This window comes from Wolbachia endosymbiont of Armadillidium arcangelii, assembly GCF_040207875.1.
In the GTDB taxonomy this organism is placed as follows: domain Bacteria; phylum Pseudomonadota; class Alphaproteobacteria; order Rickettsiales; family Anaplasmataceae; genus Wolbachia.
This window is the reverse complement of record NZ_CP157942.1, coordinates 467,473-488,531: the sequence shown is the minus strand read 5'-3', so window position 1 is coordinate 488,531 and position 21,059 is coordinate 467,473. Positions and strand designations below refer to the sequence as shown.

The window sequence follows — 21,059 nt, the reverse complement described above, 5'->3', positions numbered from 1 at the left end:
TACTTTTATTAGTTAATAGGTTTAGAGGTAAAAATATGACTAATCAAGAAAGACAACAACGCAGTATATCTAATGCAAAGAAGCCTAGTTTGGCTGACATTTTAAAGACAATGAGGAAAACTATACCAGTGCTTTTTGACACATCCGAGCAGGATAAGAAAAGTTCTCCAGTACAAACAACAGTTGATGATATATCCTGGGAAGTAAGTAACTCCACTCCATGTCTAACGCCGCAAAGAAGCGAAGCATCAACAACTATTTTGAAAGTTCCAGGTGTTATTCATACCACAACAAGAAAAAATAATGTTGGAAGCGGATTAAATGAATTGAATGCAAGAAAGAAGGCTAATTTTGTTGCTCCAGAGCTTAGCATTGCGAAGAAGAAAGTTACTTCAGAGTACCATATTACTCCAGCTGAACATCGGCCTACTCTTTCTGAATACATGATGCAAAAGGAAAGAGAAGCAAAAGAGTCAAACCCTTTTAAGACACTGATGGAAACTATGCCAGTATACTACGAGCCAGTGTACAAAAATGTTGATGACACATTCGAACAGGATAAGAAAAGTCCTCCAGTACAAGCAACTGTTGACGATATGTTCTTTGGAGGAATAAATGATTCTACTCCATGTCTAACACCAGAAAAAAGTCAAGCAACAACTACAGATGAACTAGAGACTGTAAAATTCCTTAAAACATCAAGCAAAGCAGAAAGAGAAAATCTTGGTTTTTCTCCTAAGCAGCAAGACGATCAAAAGGTTGAGGTTAGCACAAAAGCTTACAATCCTCTTGATTGGAATCCAATCTATCAAGGTAAAAAGCGTTTTAGTCCAAGATATCCGTTGTTGCACAATAATGCTGAAATGCACGGCAACATAACTTCTGCTTACTCAATCGCAGAAAAGTGCATGGTAACACGCGATGGCAATGAGCTTGAAGCAAAGATGGAGAGAAAGCATGGATTTCAACAAGATCTAAATGTTAAGCATACGAAGGCTGATACTGTAGTGTGTTCTATTACCAAAGGTAATGATAAAAAAGATATCAGACTTGATGATTCATATAAACAAGAGCCTACATCAAAAATGTCTAAGGTCAATGTGAGGGAATTAGCAAATAGGTTCCGCAAATCTGATATTTCATATAAACAAGAGCCTACATCAGAAATGTCTAAGGTCAATGTGAGGGAATTAGCAAATAGGTTCCGCAAATCTGATATTTCATATAAACAAGAGCCTACATCAGAAATGTCTAAGGTCAATGTGAAGGAATTAGTGAATAGATTCCGCGGTTAATCGTTATTGGATTTTTTGCATAACAATTGCTTAAGAAAATCGAATATAGTATCAGTACACTGGGACAACACTGTCATAAACTGTACATATAGTACATTATAAGGTAAAGGGAAGTATCAAATACTTCCCTCTTTTTAACCACTAGCTGAAGAACGTTTATCTTCTGTGGTATCTGGTGATGGAGCAACTAATCTGCTCAAGATCTCATCTTTTGGTCCCATAGCGTAAATAACACCATCTGACATGATAATCACTTTATCAACCACGGATAGTAACGGTAGCTTATGAGTGATGATAACAGTGGTAGTATTTTGTTCTCTTGCAACATTGATTGCATTAATCAAACGCGCCTCTCCATTACTATCTAAGTTAGCATTCGGCTCATCAAGCACTAAAAGCTTAGTATTACCATAAAAAGCTCTGGCAAGTCCAAGAAGCTGTTTTTGGCCACCAGAGAGCGTTACTCCTCCAGGTCCTCCTATTGTTGTATCATATCCATTTGGCAGGCTTAGTATTAATTCATGTATTCCTGCAGTTTTTGCTGCTTTGATTATTTCTTCAGGATTTGGATCTGGTCTCATGCGAGCAATATTAGCTTTAACGCTCGTGTTAAATAACTCAATATCTTGAGGTAAGTAACCAACATAATTACCAAAGTTCTCTCGATTCCAAGTATATACATCAGCGCCATCTAGTCTGACTACACCTGATATGGGTTTCCACACACCAACGGTTAGTTTTGCAATGGTCGACTTACCAGAAGCACTCGCACCAATAACACCAACTACATCCCCTGGTTCTATTACAAATGATATTCCTTTTACTGTTGGCTTATTACTCCCATAAGGAGTAAAAAATACCCTATCAAATTCCAACTTCCCTTCAGGCTCTGGTAGAGACATAGTTTGTTCTCTTTTTGGTGATGTTAGTATAAGTCTTTGCAGCCTCTCATATGACATTCTGGCTTGATTTAAAAATTTCCAAGTGTGAACTGCTGCATCAAATGGAGCCAATACTCTACCCATTAAAATCGAGGCAGCAATAATGCTACCGGCAGTTTTGTGAGCTGTGATTGCAAGTAATGCACCTGTTCCAATTACTGAAATTTGGAGAGTTGAGCGTAAAAACTTAGTAATCCCAGTAATTACATTAGAACGATTCTGTGCTGTAATTTGCATTGCACGATTTTGATCATTTCGTTTACACCAATCAGAAACTATAAATTCTGACATACCCATAGCCTCAACCACCTCTGCATTTCTTGTTGCAACATCTATAGCATTAATATTGCGTATAGTTTCTTCATTGGTTTCTCTCAATATACGCTTAGTAGCAAGTTCATTCCATATTGCCATTGAAACTAGTATAATGATTCCTGCAATAGCTATAAATCCTGTAGAGGTATGTATCATAAAGATGACAACAAGGTAAATTAACGACCATGGAGTATCAAACAGTGAAAATATACCATTTCCTGTAATGAAATTTTTTATTACCCCAAGGTCACGTATTGCTTCACCACTGGAAGTTGAGCTTTGCACTGATGTTAATCTGATTGACCTTACTATCAAATCTGGTGTCGCGGTTTTATCAATCCAGTCGCCAATTTTTGCCATGGCTAAATATCGACAAGTTTCAAGCATTGCAGAGCATGCAAACGCAGATAAAGTAATAATCGTTAGCATAACTAGTGTTGATACACTCTCGCTCGATATCACTCGATCAAGTACCTGAGAGGTGTAAAGTGGCAAAAATAACATTAACGCATTAATCCCTGAGCTAAACCAGAAAATGAACCAAAACGCACTCTTGCACTTCTCTAGACAAGTATATAGTATACTTTGTTTTAATTCCTTTTTTATTGATGGAGCGATTTCCACAATCTTCCTTTTAACTTAACTGTATGCACCATATATAATTTTTATTTCGAAAGTATTAATAGCTATTGCCTTACCCTATCATTAATATAATAAAATATTAACATATGCAAATATAAACTTTCTTATGGAAGTTTAGCAAGACTATCAAATTCATTTTTACTATACGATGATAGCCTTGCCAATTATTTCTTTATCTACTACCTAGCAATGATTCACTAGAATGTCTGCTATTCCTCCGATCTTGGTCAAAGTCTATAATCAGAAGATATTCTAGATTTCAATACTCTACGTGCAGTTTCTCTTCTGCTCATAGAAGCTGGACTTGAATACGTTCTTGATCTACCATATTCCTCTTGAAAACGGTCTGCTTCCTTAATAGCAACCTCCGCTACAGAACTAGAAAGCGTTGTGCGTGGAACTTCTTCCTCGCTCACAGAAAATAGCTTATTTGCACTAACATAACTCATACGATGAACTGTTCTATTACCTGTACCAGCAGTACTAAACTCTTCTCTTATAGAGGTTGAGCAATTTGGATTAGAAAAAGTTGAAAATACTGAGTCCCTTCCCTTTCCTATACAATCAAAAGATGTCTTAGATTTTGGTAATTTACCTACGAACTTTTTTTTCGTCATATAAGACGGATTTGATTGCACCCTTGGCCTATATTCCACTTCAAAAAAGTCTGCTTCTTTAATGGTAACCGCCCCAGGGCTAGAAAGTGTTGCAGACGGAAATTTACTAGCTCCATCCTCGCTCACAGGAGGTAGCTTATTTACACTACCATAACTCACACGACGCGCTGCTCTATCAGTGGTACCAAACTCTTCTCCTGAGGTTGAGCAATTTGGAGGAATCGAAAATATTGAGTACTCATGGGTATCAGCAAACCGCTTTATTAACCCATACTCTTCTTCATCCCTTTTTGCAGCACTTTCTGATAAGCTTGATGTATCAACCACATTTTCCTTCTTCCTAAAAACATTAGCTGCTCTTAGCTTGTTTATCACAGCCTTTAATTTGCTTTGCGAAGCTTCTTGTTTACTTTTTGAATGTTCTTCTATAGTAATTAAACATGACGCACTATCACATCTGTCCATTGTATCTTGTACTCTACTGTTGCGTCTTACATACTGACCAAACTTTTTTTGTTACATCATTCAGAAAAGATGAATTTCTTCTGCTCGCTAAAGACTTATCTGAACATTGTGCTACGCTATCATGCCTGCTCATTTTTTGAGAAGGCATATTGGGTTTGTCTCTATTCTTTAAGTCAACTGCATTCATAAAATTATTAAGCGTACTTTTCAATTCTGAAATGTCTTCTGCATTCCTTATTGTACTGTATCCTTCCAAATCATGGACTTCTACTTTTGTCTCGGCTGATTTTCCTGTTATCTCTTCAATTCCGTCTATTTTTTCAGTATAGTTTTTTATGTCATTCTTAAGTGGTTCTTTTCGACGACTAATTACTAAATTAGACAAGAAAAGTACAAGTGATATTAAAGAACAGGCAATAGAAATATAAGTAAAAAATTTTTTCACTTCAGATTCTGACTGATCGAATAGAACGCAAGACGAAATAGTAATACTTGCTATTGGTGTAAGCACGTTAGTGATGCGTGAAACCATTTCCTGTTTCTCTTGATAATCTATCTCAAATTTATCATATTTTCTTTTTCTGTCCTTCTTTATTTCATAAAAAACATCTAAAAATAACCTCAAGATACTTGTATCGCTATGTTCAAGAGAATAATCTAGGGCTGTTTTTCCTGCATTATCTTTTATATCAAAATCTATTTTCTCACTTATAACTTTCTTTGTGTCATTCATTGTTAAGCAGAATAAGGCATTGATAGCTTTCTCTCTGAAATGCTCATTCTGCTTACGCTTTTCTAAAACTATGCTTTTCAAGAAGCGATCTTGTTTAAAATCCTCATCTACAATTCTTTCAAAATCATTATCATTCATTACAAGGTAGTGTAATGGTGTTCTTCCAGATTTAGATAAAATATTCAACGTTTTCTCAGCATAGGGATAATTATCTTTCATGAAATATTTTATTACCTCAGCATTAAGGCTCATAGCAGCTAAGTGTAGAGGTGTAAGCCCATGAATGTTTGTGTTAAAGAGTAGGTGAATTTTTGTCGTGCTACTAATATCCAGCCTAGTCAACTTAGAAACACTTTCAATAATATACTGAGAACATCCTATGCCGTCGGCAAGAGCAGCCATGTGTAACGGTGTATTGTCATTTTCATCATTATAAGAAAATAACACTCCAATGCTATCAGCCATGTTTCTATTTACAAGGCTTTCCTCCGCTAAAAATTCAAGACATTCCTTATTACCGCTCAAAATAGCTGCAAATAGCAACTTTTTTTGCGTATTTTGCTCCGAAAAAATATCAATTTGGCTCTTTTGCATCAAATACTCAACGCATTCCATGCTTCCACTTAACATAGATAAGTGTAGTAAAGTTTGTCCATCCTTATTCTCCTTACTTAATATTTCTCTTACTCCCTTTTCCTGTATAAGAGTGAAAAGGTGCTCAAGGCATGATTTATTGCCAACACACGCTGCCATATGAAAAGCTGTGTTACCGCTTTGGTTCTTACGCAAAATCTCCTGGTGAACGTCGATTTTCTGTTTTTTTAACTCTCCTTCTATCACGCTCAAAAACTCTAGACCAACGAGTTGAGCAGCAAAATGTAAAGGGGTGCTTCCTTCATTATTACTCTCATTTACTTGCATACCTCTATCTATTAACAGAATTACACATTGTTTTCTTGACTCTAGCTCTGTACTTTTCAACAGAGCTAAGTGTAATGCTGTATTTCCTTTGCTTGTCTTTGTGTTTAAATTATGATTAGGGAATTTATTGAGTAAAAAATGTAGACAATCAAACTGCCCGTACATTGCAGCCAAATGTACAAGATTTCTTCCATGCTCACCTTTAGATTCAAGAATATCTTCTCTATTTTCATGAAATAGCTCTATACAATCTGCATTACCATGCATAATAGCAATATGTAAGGGGGTGTTATCTTGCTTATTCATAACAATTTTTGCACCTAATCTACTAAACAGTTCTATTAATTGTTTATTTCCATGCTGTGCAGCTATATGCAATGGGGTGTTACCATCTACATCTTTTTGATTAATATCACTTTTTAGTTGACCTAACAATTTTGAATGCTCTATAAGAAAATTTATAGCATTATCTTGGGTTTCTGAATCTTGAGTTTCTGAGTTACCTGCAATTTTATGCAAAGGATTCTCATGATATTGATTGTTTAAAAATTTTACTCGATTATCGATGAAGAACTTTATGCACTCAGCATTCCCAGATTGTGCAGCAAAGTGTAATGCGTTATTTCCATATCTATCTTTTTTAATTCTCTCCCTATCAAAAATTCCTCTTGCTGTAAGTACTTTTTCTAAATACCCTAGGAGGCTAAAACTTCCGCTTCTAGCAGCATAGTGCAATTCACTCTTATAATTGATAGTACTAGTAAAATGTGCCTCATTTTCCATGAGAGTTTTAAAGCATTCTTCATTGCCAAATTTAGCCGCATAATGTAGTGGTGTTTTACCACCTCTATCTTCACTCCTTACTGCTTCTTTAATGTCAAAATTAGAACTTTCTATCACAAAAAGTAAAACATCTTCTTTACCCGACTCGGCTAAGTAATGTAGAAGCGTTTTACCGTTACTGTCTGCAAAATTCTCTAGTCCTATAATCAACTCTCTCTTCATATTAAGAATTAGAGATACAGCTATTTGAACATGAATATCACAATCCCTGTTTTTATTTCGTCTTTCTCTAATTCTTTCAATAGCCACTGTTAATAGCGAAGAACCATCATTACTTGTTATATTCCATCCATCTTGACGAAATTTTTCAGCTAATAAACCTCTTATATTTTCTGCTGAAATCCTGCTTTTTATATGATCAAGATTATTAGTATATATATTATAGTTTTCTTCTTGAGTTACTTTATTAATATAATCATATATGATTATTAGGTCTTGCTTATTGACTTTATCTTCTGAATTGCCTTGTAATAAGAGGTCTATCTCACTAATTGCTCCGGCCATACCAATGGTTCCCGCAGTAAATAAACCTGAACTGAGTGTCTTTGCGCTTGTACTAGATTTAGCTTTGAAAACATTAGTAACTGTGTCAAATTTATTTTTGAACATACTGTACCTCATAAATAATAATGCCGGTAGTGAATAAGGCTTTAGTAGATACCACTGTAATTTTTAAGCCTACAAAAATTCACCAGCGGCCGCATTATATAATAGATAATTTTTTGTGCTAGTAATATTTTTCTAATTCCCACTTTGGCCTTGGTGCAAAGTCAAGAGAGTCTACATAGTTTCTCTGTAACCTTTCAATTCCTGTCCATCCAATCATCACTGCATTGTCTGTACATAAATTGCTTGGAGGAGAAAGCACGTTCAAGTCTATGTGCTTTTTTAATCTCTCTTTCAGGAAATTATTTGCTGCAACTCCACCAGTAATTACAAAATCATTGATTTTAATATTTAAAGATACAGTAATAATAATCGCATTTTTGACCCTATCGATTAATATGTCGCTAATACACTCTTGAAACGAGGCGCACACATCACAAACATCTTGCTTGCTCATTGCAAGCTCTTTCACTAAGTTTTTTACTGCTGTTTTAATTCCAGAAAATGAGAAGTCACATCCAGAGCGTTTTATCATTGCTCTTGGCAGCTTAAATCTCATACCATCACCTTTTTTAGCTAACTCTTCAATCAATGGACCTCCCGGATAGCTTAGGCCTAGCATCTTAGCAACTTTATCAAACGCTTCACCCAGTGAATCATCGAGTGTTTCCCCAAGTTTAATATATTTACCTACATCCTGTGCAATTAAAAATTGACAGTGGCCACCTGATATCAGTAGGACTAAAAACGGAAATTCAACCTTATACAGTAGCCTAACAACTAATGCGTGCGCTTCTAAGTGATTAACTGCAATGAACGGTTTTTGTGCTACATGTGCAATTGCTTTAGCCATCATTGTACCAATTATTAGTCCACCTATAAGCCCTGGTCCTGATGTTGCCGCAATTGCATTCAGATCACAAAAGTTAAGGTTAGATTTTTCCATAGCACTTTTTATTAGATCACTTAAATGCTTCATATGAGCACGTGATGCTACTTCAGGAATCACCCCACCGCATTTTTTATGCTCTGCCTGAGAAAGAATTTCGTGAGCAAGAACTTGCTTATTACTATTTACAATTGCTGCCGCAGTTTCATCGCAACTTGTTTCAACCGCTAAAATGGTTTTCATAAATACTTTAATTGTGAAAACTATACCTTGAAATGCTGTAACTGCAAAACGTACATAACTTAAGCTAAAAACAATCTGCTCTACTATAGCTAAGGCACCTAACTCTACTATTGTTGTCTACTCTGCTGACTTGTAGCTACAGTAACATCTTCCAGATCAGACAATGGCAATAATTGTTGTTTAAACCCTTCTATTAACCAGTCAGCAGCCCATTCTGCAATACTTTCTCTACCAGATATTCGAATTTTTTCCTTAAGTTCTGTAACAAATCCCTGGGATTTTATTTCTTTTTCTTCTGATATTTCTTCCCCATTTGCACGCGTTATTATCCTGCTACACTTTGCTATGACAGCATTGCGGGATATTTGTACTTCCCTTCCCATCAATACATCAATAAAATCATCAGATAATTTTACCTCTTCTGTTACTTTTAGACCATTAAGAGATGTTGTTGATTGTTTATACCGCCCTACAGCAGAGCTTGTTGAACTTCTTAGGATATTCATTATAAGATCTCTGATACTTACCTCAAGTGGAAAGCCTATAGTTGCATGCATCTCTTTATTATTTTCATTACTTGCATTCTAAAATGCTAGAATTGCCTTGTCAATGAAAATCACAATTCCACTGCTCATTAGTGGATCCACCTGTAATGGTAAATGTAGAAGAATATCTAGCTATAATCTAATCACTGTCTCCAAATATAGAACCAAATTTTTTGCCTCCCGGGGAAAATTTATTAGTCCAACTGCTTTGTACTTTGTTTATATCTTTAAAGGCAGTTTTGTTGCTATACTCCTTTACTTCTTTATCTATTCTCTCCATTATTTGTTGATCCAAATAGCTCTTTTTCCATTGGTTAGTAGCAAGAAATACTTTGTTTAAATCTTGAGTGCGAATTAGATACTCTTTATCTTTAGGATAAACCTCCTGAGCCCAAGCGAATAGCTCAAAATAGCGTGCAAATAATTCAGATGCGCGTGATTTTAGAATTTGGTAAGCTTGTATCTCTTTAAATATAATTTGACCAATAATTTTTTGTACCAGAATATTTGACTGCTTTAAGTTCTGCTCAATATCCTGATAAACTTTATAGAGAAATTCTTGCTCTAATCTTAAGTCCAGTTCATTTTCAACCATATGTGAAAGTTCATGTACTATGATGTAAGGATTTGACCTTCTTAGCACAATAACATACTTATTTACACCAGAAGATCGAATTGTCTTGCATACTCCCTCTTCCATATCCACTAATCCTTCTTGATATATCTCAAATGAGAGTCTATTTTGCTTTATTAGTGACAAAGTGAGGTTTAATGTATTTCTAAACTTCTCAAATTGATAGAGATATTCGACATATCGTATTACGTTTTCACTATTTCCTACTTGAGTTGCTTGTTTTATTAAGTTCCTGATTAGCATGCTTTATTATAAAGGAATTTTCTTTATAATAAAGAGGTATAAAGTGTTTTCAGGAAGCATAGCTAAAGTAATTTAAGTTCACTGACATCCCACTACTTATTAGCAGCCAAGAGATTGTAAGTTAAAAATATGTTATAAAACGAACAAGAGGGAAGATAACTCTACTCACTATAGGAATAGAACTATCACGGGCATGTGCAACCGAGGGAAAATTGGTATTACAACCGTCGTTATCAAGGTACACTAGCCCATCTCTCGATACGTTTGAATAGTTGTGTGGTATGCACCCATTTACAATCTTAAATTAATAAAACTATCGAGGTTATCATGATTACATCTTATCAAAATTTTATTGGTATTGACATCGGAAAATTCAAAAATGTCGTTGCAATCCACAAACAGAAGAACGCTATCAAATTTGACAATGATTCTGCTGGTTGGCAACAATTATTTCAAAAGTTTTCAGATATTCTACCTAATACTTTAGTAACTTTGGAAAATACAGGAAAATTGGTTTATCACATTTTCTTGTTAACAAGAATATTGCAGTACATCGAGCTAATACTCGTAAAGTAAAAAGTTTTATTTTATCTCACGGAACTTTTGCAAAGTCCGATAAATCAGATGCGATGGCTCTTGCTCAATATGCGCCATAGAACTCTCTCTCTATTTGCACCTACGTCAAAAGAACAATCAACTCTAGCTGCACTTTGTCAACGTCGTTACGCAAATGAGAACTCAGGAGAAATGTAGACTGGAAGCACCTGAAAACGACCATATAAGGGAAAGTTGTCAAAAAACTATCGAATTCTTTAATAGTCAAATAGATACACTCAATAATACTATACGAAAAATCATTGATGAAAATCCAGAGTTACAAAAGCGCCAAAAAATCCTTAGAACGGTAGCAGGAATAGGTAAAAAATTATCTCAAGATTTTTTGTGTTTAATGCCAGAACTTGGCTACTTAAACAGAAGAGAAGTAGCAAGTCTTGCCGGAGTAGCACCTCATCCTAAGGAAAGTGGTAAAGCTGTTGGTTACCGAAGGTGGTAGAAGTAATAAAGCTCTTTATATCAGCCATGGCTGCAGCAAAATCGAAATCTGTACTTGGTGGCTTTTATTCTAAACTTATTGAAGATGGTAAGCTCTAATGCGTAAAATTATAGTAATTGCTAATGCAAGACTTAAAGAAGCAATTAATTTGCATACTCTCACAACGGTGACTGAAATTGGCTAATGAATATGTCCGTCCACACAGACTTAAAGCACATATTCATTAGCTAAACAGAAATTGTTACGGCAGCTGTTTGATATAAAATTTTATTTCTATTACACACGGATTTTTATTGCCCATATAATTTGCAAAATTACACAAATAAAAAATTTTTAAAAAAACATAATTGATACCATGGTAGCATGACTTAGGAATGTATAACGTAACTTTTAAGTGCAATATCAAATAGATTCTACTAAAAATCAATCAAATCTTCACATGTTTGTTCTTCATAAAAGAAGTTCAATGTTATCGTAGTACCAAATTTTGATTCACTTTTAATGTTGAAAGTTCCACCCATTAACTCTACTAACTTCTTGCTTAGCGGTAATCCAATACCTGTGCCTTCGCTCCTATATCCTGAATCTGCTTGGCCAAAAACGGACATGACTTTATATATGTCCTGCTGCATTATCCCTATCCCATTATCATGAAACTCTATAGTTAATAAATTTTTTTCTATATTCTCTTTAATAACCATTCTTATTAAACCACCTTTAGGAGTGAATTTGATTGCATTTGATAACAAATTTATTATAACTTGCTTCATTCTTTTGGGATCGGTGATAACTAATAATTGTTTATCAGATATCTCTTTCTTTAAACTAATTCCTGTTTCTTTTAGTTTAGGTGATAGCATATTTAAGCACGAATCTATTATCTTATTCAGGTTAAACTTCACTTTCTCTACCGTTAAACTACTTGATTCAGCTTTAGAAAAATCGAGTACATCATTAATTAAAGCAAGTAAATGCGTACCTGCATTATATATATCGTCTACATATTCCTTGTATTGAGAGTGATCTACCGAACCTAAAGTTTCATTTTTGATCAACTTTGCAAATCCAATAATAGAATTAAGAGGTGTACGCAACTCATGTGTAACGCTTGCAAAAAATTTTAACTTGTTTGCATTCTCCTGCTCTAATGTCTCTTTAATCTGTTGTAATTCAATATTAGTTTTATGCTGCTTGGCTAGCATTTCTGTATTAGAAAAGTGCAAATAAAGCATTATCAGTATTAAGGTGAGTGATAATAAGCCCACGAATATTAAAAACAAACTATATACCACAACACAAGAGTCATCATAGCTTTGAATAATCTTCAAAAAAAACGAAGGTTTAGTGTCACCTTCATGAAATATAGGAAAAGTAGAAGTTAATGTATTTCCTGTAGCATAAAATATTTCTTGATTGTTTAGCAACTTATCAATTTCATCGTTTGTAAGTAACTGCTCATAATCATGACCTTGAGTATTAAAATTACTGAAAATTACTCTGGCATTTTGATCATACAGTATTAAGCTAAAATTCTTTACTTTGCTCACTGATTGTAATAATTCAGCACGCAGTTTTACCAGCTGGTTTATGTAGTCAAAACTGTTGTATTTAATATGATGCTTTTCTATTAGTAAATAATGGTATTTTTTTATTATACTACTTTCCAATAGATTTTTTAAGTTTACATTCGAATTACGGTAAGAAGAAAGAAAATTATTCCTTAATGAATAATTGCAATATATTACGCTAAACAAAATCACAAGAATTAATGAGAATAGCGTGATAATTTTTGTATATCTATTTTTTTTTAGTTTAGTAAAAATTAATTTACTTAATTTATACATATCCTTCTCATTGTAAAATAACGGCTTTTATGGTATTAATTAAAAATTAGCATATCATACTTTTATGACAATTTCTCCTATCTTGCCAGTTTATTCTCCTATTAATATAAATTTTTCTTATGGTAAAGGTATTTACTTGTATGATATCGACAACAAGCGCTATATAGATTTTCACTCTGGAATAGCTGTTAGCAGCTTAGGTCATGCCAACCCACGGTTAACTAATGTCCTAAAATTACAAGGAGAAAAGCTATGGCATATATCAAATACCTATAATATCTCTACTGCCAACAACTTTGCAGAAAATTTAATAAACAACAGCTTTGCTGATACCGTATTTTTCACAAATTCTGGAGCAGAAGCAGTGGAGTGCGGACTTAAGATTGCCAGGGCCTATCAAAACGGAAAGGGTAATAAAAATCGCCATAGAATTTTAACGTTTCATGGTGCATTTCATGGCAGAACATTTTTAACCTGTGCTACGAACGATAGACAGAAATTTTCTGAATTACTGAATCCTTACATTGAATGGTGTGATAACATAGAGTCCAATATTGAGAGTGTAAAGAAAGCAATTTCCAGTGGTATAGGTGTTATATTAATAGAACCAATACAGGGACAAGGTGGTATCAAAGTAATGGATGATACCTTTATGCAGGAACTAAGAAAACTATGTGACGAAAATGACATATTGTTATTTTTTGATTGCGTGCAGTGCGGTGCTGGTAGAACAGGAAGATTATTTGCGTACGAACACATAGGAGTTAAGCCTGACATATGCGCCCTTGCAAAAGGAATAGGGGGAGGGTTCCCGCTAGGGGCTTGTCTTGCAACTGAAAAGGCTGCTAAGTACATCGCGGTCGGCATGCATAGTTCCACTTTTGGTGGCAATCCACTTGCAACTTCAGTAGGCAATGCTGTACTGGATGAATTGCTCAGCCCTGGCTTCTTAGAAAACGTTGAAGTCAGAGGTAAGTATTTAAAAAATAAATTAGAGGACTTAGCAAGTAAGTTTTCAATGATAGAAGAAGTAAGAGGAAAAGGGTTAATGCTCGGAATAAAAGTAAAAATGAATAACCAAAAGTTCGCAGAAGAGCTAAGTCACCGTAGCTTACTCACTGTTGGAGTAACATCAGATAACGTTGTAAGAATTTTGCCTCCACTCATTATCACTGAAAAAGAGATTGATAAAGGCATTGATATCCTGACTCAATATTTAACTGAAAAATCTTTCAGTTAAGCGTAGCAGACCTGCTCGCTAGTTGTTGGCTGTACTGAAACTGCAGACAAGTCAGTAGCTATAACTTCATTAGTTGTTTCATTCATGCATTTCACTTTTCCCTCCTTTCTTATCAGTGTAAGCTCATTTATATCACTTAGTGAGTCAAATTTTGTTACATCCTCAAATATAAACGATTGTAAGATATTTTTCTTAATAAATAAGAAAACGTAATGACCAGATGATAAAATTGCGCCTAATAAATTCTGCATTAAACCATTTTTAAAAATACATCTAGGCAGTTTCTCTAAAAGAATTGATGTTCCAAAAAAAAATGCTCCTCTTGTTAAATAGGTCGTTATTTCATATAACAATGCACCACACAAAAACGCTAGTGGTCCAAATACTATCAAACCACAAAGTGAAGGCAATGGCATGTTCTGGCCTAATAATATTCTACTTATAAGCTTCATTGAAACTATAAATCCAACAAATAGCATAGCTCTACCTAGATATGTCCTGTTTTTAGAGCGATTGTTAAAGTTTTTCTCACATAACTTAGAAAAATCATTGTTAACTCTTACTTCAAAAATACTATGATTGGTTTTTAATTTTAGCTCCAAGCCCTCTATTCCATGACGCCACTTATGGCAATTTACAATTTCATCAATTACTATACTGATCTGATTATTGATCTTGCATAATTTGCTCTCTTGATATGAGTTTCCTTGATAATACTTTTCTCTAAAGTTTGCGCAGTTTAAATTCTTTAAATCACATAAAAAATCTTTAATTTCTTGTGCCAATTTATTAGTATCACCTCTGCAGCCTACAATTTTCAAAATTGTTACCAAGTGTTCATTTTTAATTTGAGCAATTGTTCTATCTAATGCACGTATATATTGCTTGGATTGAAAATATGAGATGATTTTTTCTTTACATCTATCTCCATTCTCTTCGTAAAACCTATTTTGTGTAAAACTATCGTCATGCTTTTTAGCGATTTCTAACGCATGAGCTAATACATTTTGAGCTTTTACACTACTCTCACAGTGGCAATTTCTGATTATGTGTACATACGCTCTTGCACTGGCATCTTCAGATTTATCTATATTGTACGCTTTAGCCAAAAAGACTAAATAGTCAAACCCTGCCCATAGATAATACATTACCTTTGTTATAGTACTTCCCACAGAAAACAAAGCTGAGCGTGTGCAAGATAACTTACCGTCGTTTTTAACTCTATCCTCATATGAACGAAGGTATTTCTCTGTGCTCTTTAAAATCTTATGCAAGTCTTCTTCTGTCTTTTTGACATCAAAATCATTGATGTCATGAACTTTTTCGTACGCTTCCTTTATCAAATCACTAGAAAATTTTTTCAGAGCTGGATCGTTGATATTTCCTAATGCATCAATGTTTTTACTAATATAGATTTCTATTTTCCTTCCAAGTTCTTCTCCCATTCTATTTTTTAGCAACTTATTGTATTTATCAGTAGCTGGAAACAAAATTTTCTGACAAAAATTCCGTGGTTCGTTTTTAAAATTTGCTAAGATCTTATCCACAAATAGCTCAACTTTTTCACCTGCAGCAGCAAAAAACCATGCTTGCCTGCTCGCATTACGTTCCCTATTTCTTCCAAGATTTTGTAGGGCTTCAGATGGATTATTGAATTGACTGATTGAATCTGCAAATATTGATGCAACATGATTATATTCACTATCAAACCCACGACCTTTCGATCCATCTACAATCGTTGTCAACGCACATTTAGCTAACGCATCAAAATCCCTTTTTTCATAATCACAATGGATAGTTCGATATCCGCCTATTTGATTACGCATTATTGCTGAAAAGGGTCTGTTCTCTTCAATATCAAGATCATTTCTCCCAATCCCTGCAAAGATGCATTTATTTTCCTTGCAGAAATTACTGAGGCTATGCAGTACACCTTCTTCTCTTTCCATGAAACCATGTAGCTCTTTGCTTAAGTGCCAGTTATCAACTATTAACCTGCATTGCTCATTATCACTTTTACGCAATGCTTCAATTACTACCTTTATTTGCGGTAAAAGCTTGCCTCTAGCAAATTGTTCACTAAAGCCTTTTTCCTTTAGGTAGCTTATAATATTGTTATCATTAGTAGAGCTAATATTCTTTTTAACATCTTCTATCAATCCGCCTAAACCTTCTCTTCTTTTTTTATCTAAAGTAATATTATCACACTTCATTAAATATGAGAGAGTAAGATCGATCATTGAATGCATTACTCTATATTTTAAATATTTAGCGGTATCACTAAAATCGACTTTCTCTTTTAATTCAGATATCTGCGCTTCTGTCAGACTAGGATGTTGCTTTTTAACACAGTTTATAAAATTCGCTTCACGTAACTTGAGCCTGTAGTCTTGATATGACATCCCTTCAGGCTGGAATTTATTATATACTTCATAACGTGTACCACCTTCATATACTAAATTATTCTTACCCTGCAATGCAAAACTAAGATTAACTATGCTATTTACATCATCAACTAAAATCAGAGCACTTTCTCCAATTGGGCTTTGCACGTTCCATCTTACAGAAGTTAATAAATCATCGTTATCAACAAGTTTATTGTAATTAAAAACTTCTTCACTCTCTTCAACATATTCATGAACTGGACTGGATTTTTCTCTAGTAAATAAGCTACGCAGGTTAGCAAGAAATCTAGAAAGCAGTTCTCTTGATTCTATTCCAGTTGCTTTAGTTAGCACCCACCAAATTGGCAACATTACTATACCAAATATAAACAGAGAAATTGTATGGTATAGCTGCTTAATCAAAGCAGAATACAGCCAATAATTTGAAGTTATACCAACTATTGCAGCAACATTACTTTTTATAACAGGAAATAATATAATCATAGGTATTATAGTAACAGCAATATTCACTACAAATGCTAGAGTGAAATTTGCTCTTCTATTGGTTTTTGCAATAACACTCATTGTTTCGATGGTGCTTGCAATACAACGTCTACTCAATCTTGTAGGGCTGATAACTTTTCCGCATCTATTTAAAATCCTTCTCTTTGGTGTTGCAGTTAGATAAGTTGTAGGATACTCCCCATCAAGCTTGCACATGTTCTCAAAAGCCTGCTGCTTGCTGATACTGTCTGCTTCATCAACACTAATCCACAATTTGGTATTTTGGTCTTCAAATTTTTGATCATGTAAGAGCAGGTCATGCGTTACTATAATTGTTGTAGGTTCAGTTGCCTTCAATGCATTTTTAATTTCCTCAGCAGTTTTAGGTGTTCTAATGTTTACAGTAAATGCACTACTCATCATTTTTTTAGCTTGGTTTACTAGATCACTGTTTGGTACTGCAACCAGATGATGAAACCCTACTTGGGCTAGTACATGACTCCACATTCCAATATCGTAAGTCTTCCCAAATCCAGTTTCTGCATCGATCATAACATTACAGTTAGTAGTGGAAGAGTTACTTAGATGTTCTAATATCCCCTCAACAACAGGTTTACGACGTGCTACTATTATAGATTCCTTTGTGTCATCAAGCTTTATAGATTCACCTTGTAGCTTGCAGTTGATTTCTTCTAAGCCACTAATGATACTTTGCTTTTCTTGATTACTGATAGAACTCACACATTACCCACTATAATTATAACAATATTAATTGTATGTTAATTCAGTAAATTGTCAATTCTATAGACAAAAAGCTGATTTTAGCTATCATACTAATATGAATGTATGTCTCGGTATAATTACTTCTCCCCACGGAATCAAAGGGGCTGTCAAAATAAAAACCTTTACTGAAAAGCCCGAAAATATTTCCCTATACGGTGAACTAACAAGTGGCGATGAAAATTACAAAATAAGCTCGGTGTCTGTTATTGGTGATAATTCAGTAATAGCAATAATCAGCGATGTAAATTCACGTAATGAAGCAGAGCTTTTAAGAAACAAGAAATTATACATAGAAAGAGACAAACTACCACAGTTAAATAATGAGGATGAATTTTATCAAAGTGACCTTATAAACATGGAAGTAAGGCTAGAGAGTAATGAATTATATGGCTATGTGAAATCTGTATGCAATTTTGGCTCAGGGGATATATTAGAAGTTTTGGTTATCAGCACAAAAAAAAACATCATGCTATCTTTCACTAAAGAAACATTTCCACATATAAATATAAAGAAAAGGTATATAGCAATCAATATGCCAGGATTTATTGATTAATAAAGACTTTGATGTTTGTATAAAGTTATTTATAATCGTCAGACTAAATTAAAGGTGTAATTATGGCAGAAAGGGCTAATGATATCAGACCAGGTCAGGTTCTGGAACATAATGGTGGGTTGTTTTTGGTTGTGAGTATTATGCATACTCAACCTGGTAAAGGTGGTGCATACATACAAGCTGAAATGAAAAATATCAAAACTGGAGCAAAATACTATGAAAGGTTTCGTTCTGATGCAACAATCAGAAGGGCAATTTTAGATGAAGAGGAATATGTTTACCTTTTCACTGAGGGAAATATTGTAAATCTTATGCATCCAAGTAATTACGAGCAGATTATTATAAATTTAGATTTATTAGGGAAAAAAAAGGCTTATTTACAAGATAATATGAAAATTAAAGTAGTAACTTATCAGGATAAAATAATTTCTGCGCATGTGCCTGATTATGTTACATTAACTGTAAAAGAAACAGAATCTGTTATCAAAGGGCAGACTGTTACTGCTTCTTATAAGCCTGCAATTTTGGAAAACGAAATACGCGTTAACGTGCCTCAATTTATAAAAGAAGGTGATAAAATTGTAGTACATACTCCTGATAACAGCTATTACGAAAGAGTAAAAGAGTAGATGGCCATTTCATCACCACGAATCAATGCGATGCTTGATTCTGTACGCAGTGCCTCCAAGCAGCTTATACGTGATTTTAATGAATTGCAAATTTCCAGTGTTAAGTCAGCGGACTTTATCAATAAAACTTATTCAAATTCCAAGCAACTTATATACGATTGCTTGAAAAATTACAAACAAGACTATGAGTTTATTTGTGAAGATCAAGATGCAAAAGACGAAGGTTATACTTGGTTTATTATGCCCATAGAGGGCAAGGAAAATTTTTTTAGCTGCATGGTTTACTTTGCAGTATCAGTTTGTCTCATTCATAAAAACAGAGTTGTAGCAGCTGTGATTGATGCCCCAGCCCTTAGAGAAACTTTTTGGGCAGAAGAAAAGAAAGGTGCTTTTCTTGAAGATTTTAAATCTCGTCATGTAAGAATGCGAATGAAAGCCCGTGAAGGGGGGATAATAGACATAAATGGTGATTTATTAAATAAATTATTGCCTGGCAATAATAATGTACGCTCCCTCGGCTCGACAGTTCTGGGTTTCGCATACCTTGCTGCCGGAAGATACAATGGAATAATTTACTCTGGAATTAACAAATACAAAACTTTGCTCGGCAGACTTTTTCTGCAAGAAAGTGGTGGAAGGTTAAAGGAAGATAGAGGGCTCATCATTGCTGGAGATATAAACTGAGATATAGTCAATGCCCAATCATGTATAGGCATAGTCCATTTCTCCTCCGCTTTCTTTATAGCACAATATACCTATTTATACAAGGCATTTATGCTAGTAAATGAGCCCTTGGTTTTGGTGAATTTCCTAATTTGCCTATGTAGCCCCTCTATGGGATTAGTAGTATAGATTATCCTCCTAACTGGGTCGGAATACTTAAAATAACCAGATAGGTTTTCCCAATTATTCTGCCAAGATTATAGGGTACTTTGTGCCCCATTTTTCATCTAATTCCAACAGATAATTCTCGGCAATTTCCTTACTTGAAGCTTTTCTTTAAATCACTCAAAAAACTCTTTACTAGCTACATACTTCAGTGAGTTACGTATCTGATGCACTATACACATTCTGCATTAGGGAACACACCGTTTATTTCTGCAGGAAAGCTTTTTAGCCCATCTACACATGCAATTAGAATATCTTCCACTCCTCTCTCTTTGAGATCATTTAGTACTCCCAACCAGAACTTCACTTTCAGCTAAATAAAACTTCTTTTCTGCCATTTTGCTAATATATTATACATACATTTACTTACACAACTCCTTAAAAAACCATGAAAACTATCGGATATACAGACTGCAGCGGACGACTACGCCATTCGTTGATTACTGTTTGTCAGTAATACTTGATATCTCTGCCGCCGATATTTTGTGATCGTAAATTTCCTCAATATGTGACGCTATATCTCCATGCCACTGGCAAATGTGCTTAAGACCTTTGCTTCAAGTTCTGTTGTTTGTCTTTTTCTAACTATTTGGGGTTCAAAGCTTCCTTCCCTGTCTCTAGGTGTTAACAACTCAAATGAGTTGTACGTAAAGTTTTTCCCATTTCTTCGATTATTTTCTTCGCTTTCACCAGACAAGTGGTGTTCTATTTCACCTTCTAGACTCGCCTCCAGCAGCTTTTTTATAAATGGTGTTAATGCTCCCTCCTTTCCTGTCAACGGTCTTCCTTCTCGTATAGACGACAGGTTTCTAATTCTTTATAATCTACCAAACCGGTAGTTTTATTTACTTGACTCATGTCAAACCTCCGTTTTTTTATATCAATTATATTTTTATTTCTTGGTTTGACACAGTTTATTTAACACTCCCAATAAATTGATAAAAAAATGGAGGTTTGACACACTTCTTTGAACGTTCCCAATGAATATTAAACTCTGGTCTGGCCAGTAGTTTTTTTATTACACAATTCATAATAAACATAGGGGTAACATTGAGCATTTTTCCAACCACCGGCATAACTCTTCAGCTATGGTGGCTCTTCTCTTCTATCTTCGAGCATTGCACTTGGCATAATGCTGTCCTACAGTAAAAATCAAACTAAAGTTTCTTGAACGTATTGCTCTCAGGAGGTACACTGTGGACTAATGCTGTACCTTTTTCCTAAAACTAAAATCTATATACTTAACTT

Annotated in this window: 13 protein-coding genes and 2 pseudogenes; 6 read left to right on the top strand and 9 right to left on the bottom strand. The window is 34.5% G+C overall.

Annotated elements, in window-relative coordinates; genetic code table 11:
* Window positions 1-35: 35 nt before the first annotated feature.
* On the top strand, window positions 36-1,295 hold the full coding sequence (locus ABLO99_RS02470) for a hypothetical protein (RefSeq protein WP_349968122.1): 1,260 nt from the start codon (window positions 36-38) through the stop codon (window positions 1,293-1,295).
* A 134-nt stretch (window positions 1,296-1,429) separates the two neighbouring features.
* Here ABLO99_RS02470 and ABLO99_RS02465 read toward each other — a convergent pair whose 3' ends face one another.
* From ABLO99_RS02465 to ABLO99_RS02440, 6 genes are all read right to left on the bottom strand, one after another.
* Window positions 1,430-3,175, bottom strand: coding sequence for a type I secretion system permease/ATPase (locus ABLO99_RS02465; protein WP_349968120.1), 1,746 nt, complete (start codon window positions 3,173-3,175; stop codon window positions 1,430-1,432).
* Window positions 3,176-3,420: 245 nt separating this feature from the next.
* Window positions 3,421-4,275, bottom strand: coding sequence for a hypothetical protein (locus ABLO99_RS02460; protein WP_349968118.1), 855 nt, complete (start codon window positions 4,273-4,275; stop codon window positions 3,421-3,423).
* A gap of 13 nt (window positions 4,276-4,288) precedes the next feature.
* Window positions 4,289-7,381: an ankyrin repeat domain-containing protein gene (locus ABLO99_RS02455; protein WP_349968116.1), complete on the bottom strand. Its 3,093-nt coding sequence runs from the start codon at window positions 7,379-7,381 to the stop codon at window positions 4,289-4,291.
* Window positions 7,382-7,499: 118 nt separating this feature from the next.
* A complete protein-coding gene (gene tsaD / locus ABLO99_RS02450) occupies window positions 7,500-8,510 on the bottom strand; it encodes a tRNA (adenosine(37)-N6)-threonylcarbamoyltransferase complex transferase subunit TsaD (RefSeq protein ID WP_047759033.1) in 1,011 nt (336 codons plus the stop codon).
* A gap of 107 nt (window positions 8,511-8,617) precedes the next feature.
* Entirely contained in the window at window positions 8,618-9,067 is a 450-nt protein-coding gene (locus tag ABLO99_RS02445) for a hypothetical protein (RefSeq protein ID WP_047759034.1), read from the bottom strand.
* A 127-nt stretch (window positions 9,068-9,194) separates the two neighbouring features.
* The gene (locus tag ABLO99_RS02440; protein WP_047759035.1) at window positions 9,195-9,932 is read right to left on the bottom strand and encodes a hypothetical protein; all 738 of its coding nucleotides are present in this window, start codon (window positions 9,930-9,932) and stop codon (window positions 9,195-9,197) included.
* 327 nt (window positions 9,933-10,259) lie between these two features.
* On the opposite strand from ABLO99_RS02440, the pseudogene ABLO99_RS02435 reads away from it, so the two are divergent.
* A pseudogene (locus tag ABLO99_RS02435) lies at window positions 10,260-11,170 on the top strand (IS110 family transposase).
* Between the two features lie 232 nt (window positions 11,171-11,402).
* Here ABLO99_RS02435 and ABLO99_RS02430 read toward each other — a convergent pair.
* A complete protein-coding gene (locus tag ABLO99_RS02430) occupies window positions 11,403-12,830 on the bottom strand; it encodes a HAMP domain-containing sensor histidine kinase (RefSeq protein WP_349968115.1) in 1,428 nt (475 codons plus the stop codon).
* A gap of 64 nt (window positions 12,831-12,894) precedes the next feature.
* Here ABLO99_RS02430 and ABLO99_RS02425 point away from each other — a divergent pair, with 64 nt between their 5' ends.
* Window positions 12,895-14,070, top strand: coding sequence for an aspartate aminotransferase family protein (locus ABLO99_RS02425; RefSeq protein WP_349968114.1), 1,176 nt, complete (start codon window positions 12,895-12,897; stop codon window positions 14,068-14,070).
* Here ABLO99_RS02425 and ABLO99_RS02420 read toward each other — a convergent pair.
* Window positions 14,067-17,699, bottom strand: a complete 3,633-nt coding sequence (locus ABLO99_RS02420; RefSeq protein ID WP_349968113.1) for a DEAD/DEAH box helicase — start codon at window positions 17,697-17,699, stop codon at window positions 14,067-14,069. The genes ABLO99_RS02425 and ABLO99_RS02420 overlap by 4 nt on opposite strands.
* 97 nt (window positions 17,700-17,796) lie before the next feature.
* Here ABLO99_RS02420 and rimM point away from each other — a divergent pair, with 97 nt between their 5' ends.
* From rimM to ABLO99_RS02405, 3 genes are all read left to right on the top strand, one after another.
* Complete coding sequence (gene rimM / locus ABLO99_RS02415) at window positions 17,797-18,294, top strand: ribosome maturation factor RimM (protein ID WP_349968110.1); 498 nt, start codon at window positions 17,797-17,799, stop codon at window positions 18,292-18,294.
* 62 nt (window positions 18,295-18,356) lie between these two features.
* Window positions 18,357-18,923 (top strand): elongation factor P, encoded by a 567-nt coding sequence (efp, locus tag ABLO99_RS02410; RefSeq protein ID WP_047759040.1) that lies wholly within the window; start codon window positions 18,357-18,359, stop codon window positions 18,921-18,923.
* The gene (locus tag ABLO99_RS02405) at window positions 18,924-19,607 is read left to right on the top strand and encodes an inositol monophosphatase family protein (RefSeq protein WP_349968108.1); all 684 of its coding nucleotides are present in this window, start codon (window positions 18,924-18,926) and stop codon (window positions 19,605-19,607) included. It begins immediately after the preceding gene.
* Here ABLO99_RS02405 and ABLO99_RS02400 read toward each other — a convergent pair.
* A pseudogene (locus tag ABLO99_RS02400) lies at window positions 19,604-20,669 on the bottom strand (IS256 family transposase); the annotation flags it as partial. The gene ABLO99_RS02405 and the pseudogene ABLO99_RS02400 overlap by 4 nt on opposite strands.
* Window positions 20,670-21,059 lie beyond the last annotated feature (390 nt).